At 39.1% G+C, this 16,021-nt stretch carries 17 protein-coding genes; 7 read left to right on the top strand and 10 right to left on the bottom strand.

Annotated features, from left to right (window positions below; all coding sequences use genetic code 11):
- Window positions 1-71: 71 nt before the first annotated feature.
- Window positions 72-1,478, bottom strand: coding sequence for a chromosomal replication initiator protein DnaA (dnaA, locus tag RMB03_RS02895; protein WP_311073740.1), 1,407 nt, complete (start codon window positions 1,476-1,478; stop codon window positions 72-74).
- A gap of 682 nt (window positions 1,479-2,160) precedes the next feature.
- On the opposite strand from dnaA, the gene rpmH reads away from it, so the two are divergent.
- The 5 genes from rpmH (at window position 2,161) to mnmE (ending at window position 6,261) form a co-directional block, all read left to right on the top strand.
- Window positions 2,161-2,295 carry a 50S ribosomal protein L34 gene (gene rpmH / locus RMB03_RS02900; protein WP_000831329.1) on the top strand — a complete coding sequence of 45 codons (135 nt, stop codon included), beginning with the start codon at window positions 2,161-2,163 and terminating at the stop codon, window positions 2,293-2,295.
- Between the two features lie 30 nt (window positions 2,296-2,325).
- The gene (rnpA, locus tag RMB03_RS02905) at window positions 2,326-2,718 is read left to right on the top strand and encodes a ribonuclease P protein component (protein WP_004640245.1); all 393 of its coding nucleotides are present in this window, start codon (window positions 2,326-2,328) and stop codon (window positions 2,716-2,718) included.
- A 10-nt stretch (window positions 2,719-2,728) separates the two neighbouring features.
- Entirely contained in the window at window positions 2,729-3,049 is a 321-nt protein-coding gene (gene yidD, locus RMB03_RS02910; RefSeq protein ID WP_017387708.1) for a membrane protein insertion efficiency factor YidD, read from the top strand.
- Between the two features lie 5 nt (window positions 3,050-3,054).
- Window positions 3,055-4,815 carry a membrane protein insertase YidC gene (gene yidC / locus RMB03_RS02915; protein ID WP_311073743.1) on the top strand — a complete coding sequence of 587 codons (1,761 nt, stop codon included), beginning with the start codon at window positions 3,055-3,057 and terminating at the stop codon, window positions 4,813-4,815.
- A gap of 90 nt (window positions 4,816-4,905) precedes the next feature.
- On the top strand, window positions 4,906-6,261 hold the full coding sequence (gene mnmE / locus RMB03_RS02920; protein ID WP_005037755.1) for a tRNA uridine-5-carboxymethylaminomethyl(34) synthesis GTPase MnmE: 1,356 nt from the start codon (window positions 4,906-4,908) through the stop codon (window positions 6,259-6,261).
- Between the two features lie 48 nt (window positions 6,262-6,309).
- Here mnmE and RMB03_RS02925 read toward each other — a convergent pair whose 3' ends face one another.
- Window positions 6,310-6,573: a metal/formaldehyde-sensitive transcriptional repressor gene (locus tag RMB03_RS02925; RefSeq protein ID WP_003656024.1), complete on the bottom strand. Its 264-nt coding sequence runs from the start codon at window positions 6,571-6,573 to the stop codon at window positions 6,310-6,312.
- Window positions 6,574-6,630: 57 nt separating this feature from the next.
- On the opposite strand from RMB03_RS02925, the gene dmeF reads away from it, so the two are divergent.
- Both dmeF and RMB03_RS02935 read left to right on the top strand, forming a co-directional pair.
- The gene (gene dmeF, locus RMB03_RS02930) at window positions 6,631-7,617 is read left to right on the top strand and encodes a CDF family Co(II)/Ni(II) efflux transporter DmeF (RefSeq protein ID WP_311073747.1); all 987 of its coding nucleotides are present in this window, start codon (window positions 6,631-6,633) and stop codon (window positions 7,615-7,617) included.
- A 93-nt stretch (window positions 7,618-7,710) separates the two neighbouring features.
- Complete coding sequence (locus tag RMB03_RS02935; RefSeq protein ID WP_311073749.1) at window positions 7,711-8,409, top strand: DsbC family protein; 699 nt, start codon at window positions 7,711-7,713, stop codon at window positions 8,407-8,409.
- Between the two features lie 51 nt (window positions 8,410-8,460).
- On the opposite strand, the gene RMB03_RS02940 is transcribed toward RMB03_RS02935, so the two are convergent.
- The 8 genes from RMB03_RS02940 to RMB03_RS02975 form a co-directional block, all read right to left on the bottom strand.
- Entirely contained in the window at window positions 8,461-8,712 is a 252-nt protein-coding gene (locus RMB03_RS02940) for a GlsB/YeaQ/YmgE family stress response membrane protein (protein ID WP_004640258.1), read from the bottom strand.
- Window positions 8,713-8,884: 172 nt separating this feature from the next.
- Window positions 8,885-9,412, bottom strand: coding sequence for a hypoxanthine phosphoribosyltransferase (gene hpt, locus RMB03_RS02945; RefSeq protein ID WP_004640259.1), 528 nt, complete (start codon window positions 9,410-9,412; stop codon window positions 8,885-8,887).
- Window positions 9,413-9,629: 217 nt separating this feature from the next.
- The gene (gene guaD, locus RMB03_RS02950; RefSeq protein WP_281836889.1) at window positions 9,630-10,952 is read right to left on the bottom strand and encodes a guanine deaminase; all 1,323 of its coding nucleotides are present in this window, start codon (window positions 10,950-10,952) and stop codon (window positions 9,630-9,632) included.
- Window positions 10,953-11,008: 56 nt separating this feature from the next.
- Complete coding sequence (locus RMB03_RS02955) at window positions 11,009-12,064, bottom strand: aromatic ring-hydroxylating dioxygenase subunit alpha (protein ID WP_311073753.1); 1,056 nt, start codon at window positions 12,062-12,064, stop codon at window positions 11,009-11,011.
- 292 nt (window positions 12,065-12,356) lie between these two features.
- The gene (locus RMB03_RS02960) at window positions 12,357-13,517 is read right to left on the bottom strand and encodes a glutathionylspermidine synthase family protein (RefSeq protein WP_311073755.1); all 1,161 of its coding nucleotides are present in this window, start codon (window positions 13,515-13,517) and stop codon (window positions 12,357-12,359) included.
- Window positions 13,518-13,538: 21 nt separating this feature from the next.
- The gene (locus RMB03_RS02965; protein ID WP_311073757.1) at window positions 13,539-13,898 is read right to left on the bottom strand and encodes a hypothetical protein; all 360 of its coding nucleotides are present in this window, start codon (window positions 13,896-13,898) and stop codon (window positions 13,539-13,541) included.
- Window positions 13,899-14,086: 188 nt separating this feature from the next.
- On the bottom strand, window positions 14,087-15,043 hold the full coding sequence (locus RMB03_RS02970; RefSeq protein WP_311073759.1) for a TerC family protein: 957 nt from the start codon (window positions 15,041-15,043) through the stop codon (window positions 14,087-14,089).
- Window positions 15,044-15,361: 318 nt separating this feature from the next.
- A complete protein-coding gene (locus tag RMB03_RS02975) occupies window positions 15,362-15,958 on the bottom strand; it encodes a phosphatase PAP2 family protein (RefSeq protein WP_311073760.1) in 597 nt (198 codons plus the stop codon).
- Window positions 15,959-16,021: the final 63 nt, after the last annotated feature.

Here is a 16,021-nt window from a genome sequence, read left to right on the forward strand (position 1 = left end):
AAATATTTCATTTTTTAGCTGTGTACTATGCTGCACTTACGTAGACTTTGCAACAAGGTCTTATCATTTCATTAACTCTGAAGTAGACGTAGTAGATTTTTATAATCTTCGTCAAAAATTGGATCTTCTTCTCGCAGACTGGCTACTTTTTCACAAGCATGCATCACTGTACTGTGATCGCGTCCACCAAAAGCCATTCCAATTTCTGGAAAACTATCACCGGTCAACTCACGAGCAAGTCCCATTGCCAACTGACGTGGTCGAGCATAAATTCGTGTACGTTTTGGCCCCACTAATTCTTTTAATGGGATACGGAAATATTCACTAACCACACGCTGGATATTTTCTACACTAATTGTTCGAGCACGGATCGCCAACACATCTTTTAAAGATTCACGAACCACATCAAGATCGATTGGTGCACCTTTAAAACGGGAAATTGCAACGACTTTATTAAGTGCCCCTTCAAGTTCACGCACGTTCGCAACAACTTGTTGTGCAATAAATAAGGCACAATTTCGAGGTAAATCAACACCGCTATTTTCCGCTTTCTTTAATAAAATTTCGATACGAGTTTCAATATCTGGTGGTTCAACACCTACTGAAAGTCCCCAAGAAAAACGGGAAACCAAACGCGGATCTAACTCTGTTAACTCTTTTGGATAACGGTCTGAAGTTAAAATAATTTGTTTAGATTCATCAAGTAAAGCATTAAATGTATAGAAGAATTCAACTAGACTCGCCTCTTTACCTGCTAAGAGATGGATATCATCGACCAATAATAAATCTAAAGAACGGCAGTTTTTCTTAAACTCTTCTACTTTGCCTTTTTGTAAAGAACTCACAAAATCCTGAACAAAACTCTCAGAAGTCATATACATCACACGGGCATTAGGTTTGGCTTGTAGTAAGGCATTGCCAACTGCCTGCATTAAGTGAGTCTTACCTAGCCCTGTGGGGCCATATAAAAATAAAGGGTTATGCTGTGAAGCACCTAATTGAGTTAATACTTTTCTACATGTTTCAGCAGCCATCTGATTCGAACGGCCTTCAACAAATAAAGAAAAAGTAAACTGAGGGTTTAGTAGCTTCTTCTTCGCTATTTTAGGATTGACCACACTATTGGTATGAGGACTAGAAACAGACTCGGGCTCTTTTTTTACTTTAATACTTTGTGGTGGCGCAGATTGCAAAGCAGCAGTAGTGGTTGCTGGTTGTTCAGCAGATGACAAAATACTCCCAGGACGAGAATCAACTAAAATCTCAACCTGACGGACACGCCCTTCTGACAACTGCTCAGCCAATATAGAAATTAATTCTAAATGGTTCTCTTGAATGTAACGCGTCCAATAAGGGTTAGGAGCATAGAGACGTAGTATTCCTTCTACTTCTTCAGCAACTAATGGGCGAATCCACATCGCAAAGACGTTATCAGAGAGCTCTTGTCGCAAGCGAGTTAAGCAGTCTGTCCAAAGCATGTGTATCCCCTATTTCTGCATTTTTAAATTCAAATAATCTAAAGATTAACCCTTCCTGATAAGAAGGGGTCGCCATTCTAACCAAGTTATCCACATCTGTCATGACGAATTCGACTGATTTTGCCTAAAAAGAAATCTCTTGTGAATAAATTTAAATTCAAAACCACTTGTGTATAACTTTTTGCACAACCTGTGGATAAATTATCACATAAACTTATCCACAATCCATAAATATAATAGAAACAGAGTTATCAACAACCCAAATACATGTTTTTTAAATTTAAAAGTGCGAAATCCACAGGAAAAGTAGCTCCTAATAAGAATAAATATAAATTTTAAAATTTGAATTTATTTAATAGGGGTGTGATCTTTTGTGGATAACTACAAAATATGAATTTAAATTCAAATGCAGCAAATCAAAGCCAAGATGATATCTTATTTTGTTGATAAGTATGTATATAAGGTGTGTATATAATAAAAGCTCTAATAAAAATAGACAATTACTTTGTGTATAACTTTAAAAACTATATATTGCACTGAATTATGAAAATCATAAAAAAGAAGTAGAGAGATTAAAAATTTGGGTTAAATACAAAACTTTCTTGGTTTTTCATTGACAGCGTAAACATTGCACAATAAAATCGCGGACCTTTATAGAAAGATCATTTTTGGGAGTTTCGATATGAAACGTACTTTCCAGCCATCTGAATTAAAGCGTAAACGCGTTCATGGCTTCCGCGCTCGTATGGCAACTAAAGCTGGTCGTCAAGTATTAGCTCGTCGTCGTGCAAAAGGTCGTCATAGCTTAACTGTTTAATTACTGTTACGCTGACCAGACTTGGGTGTGATGACACTTTACAATTTTAGCACAGATGTGCGAATACGCTGTGCTGCAGATTATAAAAGTGTATTCGATGGTGCGCTTTTTAAAGTGCATCAACCCCATTTTTTATTTCTTGCAAAATTAACCGAACAGCCTAATAGCCGTTTGGGTATTGTTGTTGCTAAGAAAAAAGTGCGCCGTGCACATGAAAGAAATCGAATAAAACGTCTTGCTCGTGAGAGCTTTCGTCTACATCAGCCGAATTTTGGATCAGACATAGATATTGTGGTAATGCCAAAAGTTGGTATAGAAACGATTACGAATGCTGAGCTATATCAACAATTAGATTTTGCTTGGCAAAAATTACAGCGCTTAGCAAAAAAACATTCTAAAGTTGGCACAACCTCGCAGAATTAAGAGATAGCCAATGGTTCGTTTTCTACGTTGGTTGATTCGACTGTATCAAATTGCGATTAGTCCGTTTCTTGGACCCCGTTGTCGTTATATCCCGACTTGTTCCCAATATGCGATAGAAGCATTGCAAACTCATGGTGCGATAAAAGGCGTTTGGTTATCTTCTAAACGGATTTGTCGTTGTCACCCGTGGGGAGGATCTGGATATGATCCGGTACCGCCAAAAGCAATTCGTTTTATTTCGTTTCATCAAATAGATTCTCAAACGCATCATGTTGCTGTACCCTTTCGTGATCGTTTACTGAAGCAAAATCTCTCTAACCATTTGGGGTAATAGATATGCAACAATGGGCCAGGTTTGCAATTCTCGGGGCCATGTTTGTCACCGCATATTTGCTCATTTTGGCTTGGCAAAAAGATTATGGAAATGCTGCAACTGCACCGCAAAAACAAGCGGCGGCTGTAAGTTCATATGAAGTATCTGCTGATTTGCCAAATGCTAAAAATGCAACAGTGGCTTCCGATGTGCCACAAGCAAATATTGCGCAGTCACAAACCACAGATGCAACTGCACCTGTGAATCAACAGCTTATTTCAGTACAAACTGACCTTTACCATATTTGGATCAATCCAAAAGGTGGTGATATTGTTCGTATTGAATTACTCTCACACGACAAAAGCAAAGACAGCGATCAGCCATTTGTTATGCTTGAAAATGATTCTAAGCGTACTTATGTTGCTCAATCTGGCTTAATTGGTTTGAATGGACCAGATAGTAGTCGTGGTGGTCGTCCATTATATGCTGTTGAAAAAACATCATATACTTTGGCTGATGCTAAGGGTGCACAGGATCAAAAGGGTCAATCTGAAAAAGTTTTAAACGTTCCGATGGTATTTAAAACACCGGAAGGCGTTGAAATTATTAAAACTTTTACTTTTACCCAAGGGCAATATCCAATTGTTGTAAGACATCAAGTTATTAACCGTAGCCAACAAAGCTGGCAAGGTCAGATGTTTGGACAATTAAAGCGTGATAACTCTGACGATCCTGGTAAATCTTCTCAAGGTATTTTCACTCTAGGAACTTTCTTAGGTGGAGCTTGGGGCACGCCTGAGTCACATTACAATAAGCTGAAGTTTGCTAATTTCTCAGAAGAAAAAGTAAGCACTGAAGCGAAAGGTGGATGGGTTGCGATTGTTCAGCATTATTTTGTAAGTGCTTGGATTCCTGGGAATCTTAAACTGACTCAAGCGAATGGTCAGCCTTATGTAGCTAAACTTGAATCTCGTCAATCTGCTGATCATATGAATATCATTGGTTTTACCTCACCAGTGATTAATGTTCCAGCAGGCACTTCAATGGAAGTGGACGCAAAACTTTATTCAGGTCCTAAAGTTCAAGCTGAATTAAAAGATTTAGCGGTTGGTTTGAATCAGACTGTTGATTATGGCTGGTTATGGCCGATTGCCAAGTTATTGTTCTTAGGTCTTCAATTCTTCCATAGCATTGTGGGCAACTGGGGATGGTCAATCATCTTACTTACCGTTATGGTGAAGATGATTTTGTGGCCTTTATCTTCAAAAAGTTATCGTTCTATGGCGAAAATGCGTGTGATTGCACCAGAAATGCAACGCATGAAAGAAGAGTTCGGTGAAGACCGTATGCGCTTCTCACAAGAAATGATGGCTTTATACAAACGTGAACAAGTGAATCCGCTTTCAGGTTGTTTACCATTGTTGCTACAAATGCCAATTTTCCTTGCCTTGTACTGGGTACTCATGGAAAGTGTGGAATTACGTCATGCACCATGGTTAGGCTGGATTCAAGACTTATCAGCAATGGATCCTTGGTTCATCTTGCCGTTAATCATGGGTGCTACCATGTTTGCACAGCAAATGTTGAACCCACAACCAGCTGACCCAATGCAGGCAAAAGTGTTCCGCATTATGCCGATTATGTTCACGGTATTTATGCTGTTCTTCCCTGCAGGTCTCGTGTTGTACTGGATTGTGAACAACAGTATTACTATTTTACAGCAGTCGTTTATTAATAAGAGCGTTGAGAAAAGTCGTTTAAGTAAGACTGAATCAGCATCTTAATCGTTGAACTTTTGCTGAATAAATCCGCTTAAGATGGTAATCTTAGGCGGATTTTTCTTTGGCTGGATTTTAGGTTTTTAGGTGAATAATATGCAAAGTCAAACCACGATTGCCGCAATTGCAACGCCACCCGGGCGTGGTGGTGTGGGCGTGATTCGCCTATCGGGACCTAAGGCTTATGAAATTGCTCAAAACCTGACACAAAAAAACTTGCCTGAAGCACGTATGGCTGGTTTTCGTAAGTTTTATGATGCTGATGGAAGCATTATGGACGAAGGGATTGTCCTATGTTTTCCAAATCCTCATTCGTTTACAGGTGAAGATGTTGTAGAGCTACAAGGGCATGGCGGTCCAGTCATTCAGAATGCCTTACTTGGTCGTCTATTTGAGCTTGGTGCAATCGCTGCAAAAGCTGGTGAATTTTCCATGCGAGCTTTTGAAAATGGCAAGATGGACTTGGTTCAAGCAGAAGCCATTGCCGATTTGATTGATGCGACATCGCAAGCTGCTGCACGTTCTGCTGTTCGCTCTTTACAAGGCGCTTTTTCGACCAAAATTAATACTGTTTTAGAAAAACTGATTCATTTACGGTTACATGTGGAAGCCGCAATTGATTTTCCTGAAGAAGAAATCGATTTCTTGGCAGATGGTAAAATTTTAGCTTTACTTGAAAATGTTCAGCAGTCGGTACATGCCGTTCAAACATCTGCACGACAAGGTCAATTATTACGTGAAGGTTTACAAGTCGTTATTGCCGGTAAACCAAATGCGGGTAAATCTAGCTTGTTGAATGCGCTTGCTGGTGTTGAGCGTGCAATTGTGACCGATATTGCTGGTACAACTCGTGATGTTTTGCATGAAAAAATTAGCTTAAATGGCCTACCAATCACCTTAACAGACACTGCGGGCCTTCGTGAAACGGGTGATATCGTTGAAAAAGAAGGGATTCGCAGAGCAATTAAAGAAATTGAACAAGCTGATTTGTTATTGCTGGTTTATGACCTAAATCAAGGTGATGATCCATTAAAACTCGCTCAAGAATATTTTGCTGAACATATTGAGCCGCGTCGCTTGATGTTAATTGGTAATAAATGTGATTTAACTGGTCAATTAGCTGAAATAAGTGATTTTCAAGGATTCCGTCATATTACCGTTTCTGCAAAACAAGAGATGGGTGTACAAGGCCTCGTAGATGCGATTACAGCGCATGCAGGCTTTCATCCTGAGGAAGACACCTTTATTGCGAGAACGCGTCATTTAGACGCAATGAAGCGCACACAGCTCTATCTATCAGAGGCACATGAGCAACTTGTTGTATTTAATGCAGGTGAACTCGTTGCTGAATCATTACGTCTTGCTCAGAATGCTTTAGGTGAAATTACAGGTGACTTTAGCGCCGATGACCTATTAGGCAAAATCTTTGGTTCATTTTGTATTGGAAAATAATTAAAAAATTCTGAATGATGCAGATGGCTGTGTCATTCAGTAATCTCGTTAACCGTATCTTTTTAGAACCTTTAAAAACTCATCTAATTCATTCTGATCAACTTGTGCTTCTTTGAGCACATGGTGATGTAAATGCTGTTCCATCAATTCACTCATCAAACCGTTTATCGCACCTTTAATTGCGGCAACTTGTTGCAGTATTTCTATGCATGAAAGATCCGACTGTTCAACGGCATGCTCGATACTGTTAATTTGTCCTTTTAGTCGTTTTACACGATTAAGTATTTTTTTATCCTGACCAATGTGACTCATCTGTGTTCTCTTGTATAATTCAATATACTGGTAGGGAGTATATTGGGTTTGAATTTTATGCAGGATCATAGTGTATCACGTCATCATCAACATCAGTTTGATGAAGGAAATCCACTTGCACAAAAACGTATTTTGATTGCAACCATTTTAACGGCATCCATGATGGTGTTAGAAGTATTTGGTGGGTGGTTCTTTAACTCAATGGCATTATTAGCTGATGGTTGGCATATGAGTTCGCACATGTTGGCACTCGGTTTAGCCTACTTTGCCTATCGTGCGGCCCGTCATTATTCCAAAGATCACCGTTTTAGCTTTGGAACCTGGAAAATCGAGATTTTAGCGGGTTATAGCAGCGCAATTTTGCTTATGGTTGTAGCTATTTTTATGGCATTTCAGTCGGTTCAGCGTTTATTTAATCCGGTTGAGATTTTTTATAATGAAGCTATTCCGATTGCAATTTTAGGTTTAGTAATTAACTTGATTTGTGCGTGGTTACTTCATGATGATGGTCACCATCACCATCACCATCACCATCACCATCACCATCACCATCACCATCACCATCACGAGCATGGGAATCACCATCACGATTTAAACCAAAAAGCTGCATTTTTACATGTGGTTGCAGATGCTGTGACCTCCGTTTTTGCAATTATTGCGCTTTGTGCGGGTAAATATTTTGGCTGGGATTTTTTAGATGCACTTTTAGGAATTTTAGGTGCTATTTTGGTTGCAAAATGGTCTCTTGGGTTAATCAAAGAGACAGGGAAAACCCTTCTGGATGCAGAAATGGACCATCCTGTGGTTGAAGAAATTCGTGAAGTGATTGCTGAATTTCCTAAACACATCGAAATTACAGATATTCATGTCTGGAAAGTCGCAAAAGGCAAGTTTTCTTGTATTTTGGCGCTCGGAACTGATGATATTTCTTTAACCGCAGACCAGATTCGCCATGCTTTATCGATTCATGATGAAATCGTCCATATTTCGGTAGAAATTAACGATTTAAAACCTGCTTATGTTCCACGTGAAACATTGGCATAACTGAGTGGGAGTTTGGTTATAACTCGGTAAGCAGTTCTGGTTTAATCATCTGAACTGATTAGAATAAACTTCTCTTACCTATGAGTTGGTTTTATGCTTAAAAAATTAGGAATATTGGCATTATTTAGCTTAACGGCGAGTTTGAGTTTCGCTAATGTGGACTCGGTCAGAGAAAATATTAAAAAACAATATCCTAATTTAAAAATTAGCAATATTCAAAAAACCGAAATGCCTGGGCTATATAGCGCTAATCTGGATCAACAAATCATCTATGTTGGCGAAGATGGTCAGCATATGCTTGTTGGCTCTATGATTCGGTTAAAAGATCAGAAGAATTTGACCAAAGATCTAGTTCTAGGACAGAACTCAATTGACTGGAATCAACTTCCTTTAAAAGATGCGATTAAAACGGTTAAAGGTAGTGGGCAGCATGTTTTAGTAGTATTTTCTGATCCCAACTGCCCTTATTGCAAGCAGCTTGAGCCTGAGTTGGACAAGCTGAAAGACGTGACAATTTACACGTTTATTTATCCTTTAAAGCCCCAGTCTATTGTAGTGTCTAGACAAGTATGGTGTGCACCGAATCAATCCTATTCATGGAAAAAACTGATTCAGCAAGGCGTTAGACCAACAGTTGCGAGCTGTGCTAATCCAATTGACCGTAATTTAGAGCTTGGAAAGAGATTAGGTTTTAATGGCACTCCTACCCTGATTTTTGCAAATGGTTTTAAAATGGTAGGTGCTCGTTCTGCAGAAGAAATTCAAGCTGTTTGGAAAGAGTTAGGTTTATAAAACAAATTAAAAAAAGCACCATTCGGTGCTTTTTTTATTGCCTGAAAGTAATTAACTTTTTCGTGCAATCAAGTTGTAAAGAAAGAGAATAATCACAGCACCAATAACGGATGCGATAAATCCAGCAACTGAATTTTCTCCGTAAAGCCCCAGTAATCGTCCGCCATAGGTAGCTAAAAGTGAACCTGCAATACCGATGAGGGTTGTTACGATAAAACCTGCTTTATCATCGCCTGGATGTAAGGCACGAGCGATTAAACCAGCAAAGAAACCAACCACAATAGCAACAATAAGTGACCACATATTTGTTCTCCAGTTGTTTTTTTGGTGAAGTTAATGATTTTGCTTCATATTCTATCGTGCGTTAGAGCTGTCTGTTTTGTCTGTAGCAGATTGCGACTTTTTGTGTCTTTTTTGTTCAAAACTAAAACGTTATATAAAAAAATAGCACCTTTCAGTGCTATTTTTTTGAAATTTATAAACCAATTTCACCAATAAAGGGTAAGTGGCGATATTTTTGGTCGTAGTCTAAGCCGTAGCCAACAATAAACTTATCTTCAACTTCAAAACCTAAAAATTTAACTTCAAGATCAATTTCACGGCGAGATGGTTTACTCACCAATGTGCACAATTGAATTGAATTTGGATCTCGGGTTTGCAACATTTCCATAACTTTGCTTAAGGTATTACCTGAGTCGATAATATCTTCAACCACCAACACATCTTTACCGCGAATTTCACCATCAAGATCTTTTAAGATTTTAACATCTCGACTTGAAGTTGTACCGCCGCCGTAGCTAGACACAGTCATAAAGTCGAGTTCATGCGGTTTGGTAATCGTGCGACATAAGTCTGCCATGAAAATAACAGAACCACGCAGTAGCCCAATCAGGACCAACTCTTTGTCACTATTTGCATAGTGAGCGTTAATTTGCTCGCCGAGCTCTTTGACTTTTGCTTGAATTTCTTCGGTTGAAATCATGATGCTCATTGCAACAGTCATGTCAGATTCCTACAAGATATAAAAGAAAAAATAAAAAAGGTGTTGACCTGCAACACCTCTAAAATCTGAGTTAATGGTAAAATTTTAAAGCAAAATGACTTTTCATGCACCCTTTGATAAGCCAGAAATTTTATCATTTTGAGCAATATGTCGATCACGCTTTAATGCTAGTGCGCATATTCCAAATAATAACAAAAACTTAACAGCACGATTTTGTTTAGGCTGTTTCTTTTTGATAAGCACGTTTTCCATAAATATAAGTCGCCTCAATATTTCGGTCATCACCTAACGTGAATAATGCAAACAGTGAATCTTCAACAGATTTGGATTTAGACTGGCGAAGTTGCTGTAATGCTGTTGGCTTAAGATTCAAGACAACAAAATCTGCTTCTTTACCGATGTTGAAGTTTCCTAGTTGATCTTGCAGGTCAAGCGCTTTTGCCCCACCTAAAGTTGCATGATAGAGCGCTTCATAAGCTGAAAGTTTATCGCCTTGTAATTGCTGAACCTTATAGGCCTCGTTAACTGTTTGCAGCAAACTAAATGATGTACCAGCACCGATATCTGTACCCAAGCCCACTTTCACTTGTTTTTCCCACGTTTTTTTCAATGGAAATAAACCACTACCTAAGAACAGATTCGACGTTGGGCAAAATGCGATAGCCGATTGTGTATCATGCATACATTGCCATTCTTCGTCTTCTAGGTGAACGCAATGAGCAAACACGGAGCGCTTACCAGTCAGGCCATAATGTTGATAAACATCTAAGTAACCAGTCTGTTCTGGAAATAAAGATTTCACCCAAGCAATTTCATCTTTGTTTTCGCTTAAATGTGTATGTACATAAACATCAGGAAATTCTTGCTTTAACTGCCCTGCTCTTTCTAATTGCTCAGGTGTAGAGGTTGGCGCAAAACGTGGCGTAATGGCATACAGCGCACGACCCTTGCCATGCCATTTTTCAATGAGTGCTTTTGTGTCGCTGTAAGCCGTTTCTGGCGTGTCACACAGCGCTTCAGGTGCATGACGGTCCATGAGAACCTTACCTGCAATTAAACGCATCTGAACGTGTTCTGCGGCTTCAAATAAAGCATCAACAGACTCAGGGTGAACTGTACAGAAAACGAGAGCGGTGGTTGTACCGTGTTTTAAGAGTTCTTGAACAAAGAACTGGGCAATTTCACTTGCATATGCTTTGTCTTGAAACTGGATTTCAGTTGGAAATGTATAGGTATTGAGCCAGCTTAAAAGTTGTTCGCCGTATGCTCCCACCATTTCGGTTTGCGGGAAGTGGATATGGGTATCAATAAAGCCGGGTACAATCAATTGTTCTGGGTAATGTTGAACTTCAACCCCAGCAGGAAGATACTCTTGAGCTTCATCCCATGCACCAAACCATTTGATTTTTCCATGTTCACTAACCAATACACCATCTTCCAAATAACGTACTTGATTTGGAATATCAGTTGGCTCAGAGACAGTTTGCTGAATATCTAAAAAACGACCACGCACAACGGTGGTATTTGCGATCAATGACATGGAAAGCCTTTATATTTTCACTTTTTTCGGTTGATTGTACCCCAGTTAACCAAGATTTAAACGGTATAACGTTTACTTAGTCCCCATTCAGCCAAGATCCGACGATAAGTCGTTGATGAACGGTCAGCTTCAAAATGAGCTTCCATCATTAAATCTAGCGGCAATTCTTCTGGCTTTTGTGATTCGACCATGTCTTGGTCTTCAGCAAAAATTTGAGCATTAAATGCATATACGTTTTCTAAATCGCCTGTTTGATCAAAGTTACGTGTTAATGGAACAAATAAACGAGTTTTATTACTTGAGATAGGACAACAGGCGTTCAAAATTTTTAAAACACCGCCTTCTGGAAAATCGACCGTAAGCACGGCTGAAAAAGGTGGATAGACATCAAAGGTGCGCTTCCACAAAAAGCCTTCTGGTTCGAGATGTTTTAGTTCATGCGGATAGTTACTGACATTACTGATATAGACCGTTTTTAAGCCGTAGTTGGTACGTTCAGTGTGATATTTAGGGACGATTGGATTATCGCGATTAGCAAAGGCATTGTGATGTACCCATGCAAAATGAGCGACATCGATAAAACCTTCAAGTTGACGTCCGCTAGAACCGCCAATATCGACAAATGGTGGCAAAATTGCTTGATGCTCTGTCTGATCCCAAGTATCTAATACTGGAATATTGGCTTGAGCAACATCATGACCATGAATACTGGTCCAAATGAGGCCATAACGTTGAACAACTGGAAATTTGGTCAGAGAAAAACGATCAGAGATCTTGGTTAGTTCGGGTTGAGCTGGTATTTGGGTACATTTCCCTTCGGTGTTATAGCGTAGACCATGATAAGGACAAACAATTTCCTCACCGTCTACCCATCCTTTGGTTAAAGGAACACCACGATGGGGGCAAATATCTCGGACCAGATGAATTTCACTACTTTCTGTTTTATACAGTGCCATATTCACGTCTAATAGTGTCACTCGCTGGGGTGTAGTAGAGACGTCTTGAATACGAGCAACCGGATACCAGTGAGTAGATAAAATTTCCCAATCTTTTGCATCAAAACTGCTGTTACATGGCATAGCAAGTGGCGTTAAAGTTGGGATAGCATTCATGGCATTACTCCTTAAAAAAATTAGGGCTCTCACGAGCCCTTAAAATCTAGGCTTTTTTCTTTTTAGGAGATGCAAAGAGCTTGCCAATCTAGATTTTTGATCAAAGAAAAGTGAATAAAAGTATTAAATTACATAAGATTAAGTCATTATATTTTTGAATTTTTGTTCTAATTTCGTTTTAGAGACTATAGTTCATTATTCGCTATACACTTAGAATGCACTAATTGACTGCGTTACGGGCATAATAAAAAAGCACTTTTAAAGTGCTTTTTTATGCATATCTAGGCGTTTATTACTCAATAAAATAATGTGCTGCAAAGTGAGCATCATTACCGATAATGTCGTAGCAATCTTCACGAATGGACATACCTGCGCATTGATGACCGACCATCCATAATCCGAGTGTAGGGAGTTGTCCTGAAAATAATGGGGTATCTACCCATTTTTGTACGACGTAACCGTATTTGTCATAGTCATCAAAATAGAAACTACCAGAAGCTGCACCTTGGTCATGGCCATCTTGTAAAACCCGAATATTAGCCCCTTCCCTTGCCAAAATCGGTTTTTTCACCCATTTGCCAGCCAATGTTCGCTGTGGGTCATAAGTATGGGTTTCGACCAATAAAGGATGGTTTGGGTAACGTTTCCAAAGCTCAACCAGAATGGCTTTATTTGAAAGTAGCATTTTCCAACAAGGTTCAATCCACTGGGTTTGTGGATGAATATATTGAGAAAATGATTCTTCCCAGATCCATTCCCATGGATAGAGCTTGAACAGGTTTTGAATGGGGCGATTATTAAGATCAACAAAATCTTGTCCGTTCCAACCTATGTTTTCCATAGAAAGCTCGGAAACTTGTAGATGAGCTTGGTAGGCTGTATCCATCAAATACTCTAAATTACCCCAATCTTCTCGTCCCGCTTCCTGACAGGCAGCAAAATGCACATGACTACCGCGCGGTAAAATCGTCTTCCAGCGTTTAATCAGGTCTTCATGAATGCTATTGAACTGGTCTCGGTTCGCAATGCCTGAGACTTGTTCTATCCACAGCCACTGCGCTACAGATGCTTCTAGTAAGCCGGTAGGTGTATCGGCGTTGTATTCCAGCATTTTGATATTCCGCCCATCGTAGGCGAAATCAAAGCGACCATAGAGCATTGGTGCATTTTGTTTCCATGAGCTTTCAATATGGCTTAGGGCTGCTTCTGGAATTTGAAAATAAGCAGGATAGTCACCCCGTTGAATGAGTTCTCCTACAACAGATAAACACATTTGATGCAGTTCAGTTGCTGCGTCCTCAAGTTGTTCAATCTGCTTAAGGGTAAACTCGTAAGCAACTCCTTCAGACCAGTAAATTGAGCCATCGAGAGAAGGTAAATTAAAGTAATCAAAACCAATATTTTGATGCTCCACTTGCCAGTCTGGGCGTGGAGTAAAGATTTTTCTTTTCATCTTATGTTAATGCCTGAAGACTTAGCCGCCGAAAGAAAAACCGCTACGACCAAATCCACCTCGAATTGGCGATGAAAAAGACGAGCTTTTCGCCGTGGTTGAAATGATGGGGCGACCAGCACTCAAGTTGCTATAAGGATGTAAGGTATTGCCGTGATAAGAAACTTCGCGGTTATTTCGATAATACGCAGGTCCTAAATAATGGCCTGAACCAGAACTATGTCCACTTGAGTTATTTTCTTCTTCACAATTTTCAGTATTCCAGTCGCGAGCACAGTCATATTGGTTGTTATATACATCTTGTACTAAAGGACCATCATTATGGCTACATGCCGTGAGTAATAAAGGGACGACTACAAGATTAATTTTTTTAGAACGCATGAGACTCCACACATTTTAATAGGTATGTTCGGCATAAAATACCGAATAGCTGTTATCTATTATGTTTCTGATTAGGAAAGATAAATTTTAAGTTGGCATATAATATTAATCTGTTTTTTTAAAGTACAGTCTATTTTGAAAATTTAAAGCACAAGGCATCTCGCTTGTAGATGCCTTGTTGTGATGAATTAAGACTGCAATTGCTTTTTGTTGTGTCGTAAAGAAAGGTAAGCCGTAATGGCTAACACTATTACGATAAAGCTTAACGAGATCCAGATTGGCATGTGGAATACATCAAGCAACAACATTTTCGCACCAATGAACAATAAGATGATGCCTAAGCCGTATGGTAAGTAATGCAATTTGGTTGCAGCGCCAGCAAGCAAGAAGAACATTGCGCGTAAACCTAAAATTGCCATTAAGTTTGCTGTTAAAACAATAAACGGATCGCTAGTTACCGCGAAAATAGCAGGAATAGAATCTACTGCGAAAATAACGTCAGAAGCTTCAACCAAAATTAACACTAAAAATAACGGCGTTGCCCACAATAAACCATTTTGACGGACAAAGAATTTGTCACCTTCAAGCTGAGGCGTAATACGCATGTGCTTACGTAACCATTTTAGAGCTTTGATGTCTTCAATATTGGTTTCTTCTTCTTGGCCTTTTAAGAACTTAAAGCCTGTGTATACCAAGAATGCACCGAAAATATAAAGCACCCAAGAGAATTCTTGAACGAACCATGCACCAATAAAGATAAAGAGAGTACGTAGTACGATTGCGCCTAATACGCCGTAGAGCAAAATTTTACGTTGTAGTGCAGCTGGAATAGCAAATGCTGCGAAAATCATTAACCAGACGAAAACGTTGTCAATTGCGAGCGACTTTTCAAGCAAGTAACCAGCAAAGTATTCCATGGTTTTTTGATTTGCTAAGGTCATCCCAACAGTTTGTTGTAGGTAAAGCCATAAACCACCACCAAATAACGCTGCGACACTCACCCACGCCACGCTCCAGTAAGCAGCTTGCTTAATTGAAACATCCTGACCTTGCTTTTGCTTAAAGCCTAAAAAGTCTATCAGGAGCATGACAATGACAATGCCAAAGAATGCTACATACAGCCATAAATTGCCGATCGATTCCATAAAACCTCCACATCCGGCAATTGGGCATAAAAAAACCTTGACCCGTTGCCAGATGAATTAAACATCTGTGCCAACATGATCAAGGTCTTGCCTACATCATGAATTTCATGATGCTCAGATACCGACTTTTTAATAAAAGTGTATTGACGATATCTGACACATAACATTGCTGTTATGTTTGGAGGAGGCTACTCCCCTTGTCAAACTAAATTCTGTTTTGGATAAAACATATCCAAGTACACATAGAATGGCAGATTTTTTAGTATTACGCAACTGAACTTAATTTCGTGGTTTTTAACACTAAAAAGGATCTAAAGGTTATTTAATTAAACCTCGATCTAAAAGTGGTTTGCATATAATTTGGTAAAGGTGAATAAAGAATGCTGTTAAATGCATGCCATAAGCATTCCAGAAGTAATATCCGGCTGTATTTACCAATAGCGCTACGATGAAAGCGCCCAACATATCTAAAGGGAAATGCACACCTAAATAAATACGTGACCATGCCACGACAAATGACAAGAATAGAAGAATTATTCCAATCAGTTTGCGCTGAGCAAATAAATAAGACAGAGCGATGGTGCTAAAAATCAGCATATGATTACTTGGAAAAGATGCCGTTGGTGCATGTTCGATAAAAGTAGTACCAACACCCATCACAAACGGTCTTGCGTGATGGTAAAACAGAGAAATAACATAACCTACTAAAAGCGACACGCAGGTCAAAAAGACAGATTTAACAACCCTATTTTTTAAATATTGGTCGCCATAGAACCATAAAAATGTAAGGGTGAATAAAAGAATATAGAGGAGATCATTAGCAAAAAAGATAGCAAGACGAATGATAAATTGACTCGCATCCTGAGCCCCATTAATAACATGGAATAAGCTAAGGTTGAGTGTTTCTAAAGACATTCATATTCCAAACGAGAACAAAAACGTGAGCTATGATAAAGAATTAAGCTTAATGTCTTGATA

The sequence above is a fragment of the Acinetobacter sp. V91_7 genome (genome assembly GCF_031799075.1).
Classification (GTDB): Bacteria; Pseudomonadota; Gammaproteobacteria; order Pseudomonadales; family Moraxellaceae; genus Acinetobacter; species Acinetobacter calcoaceticus.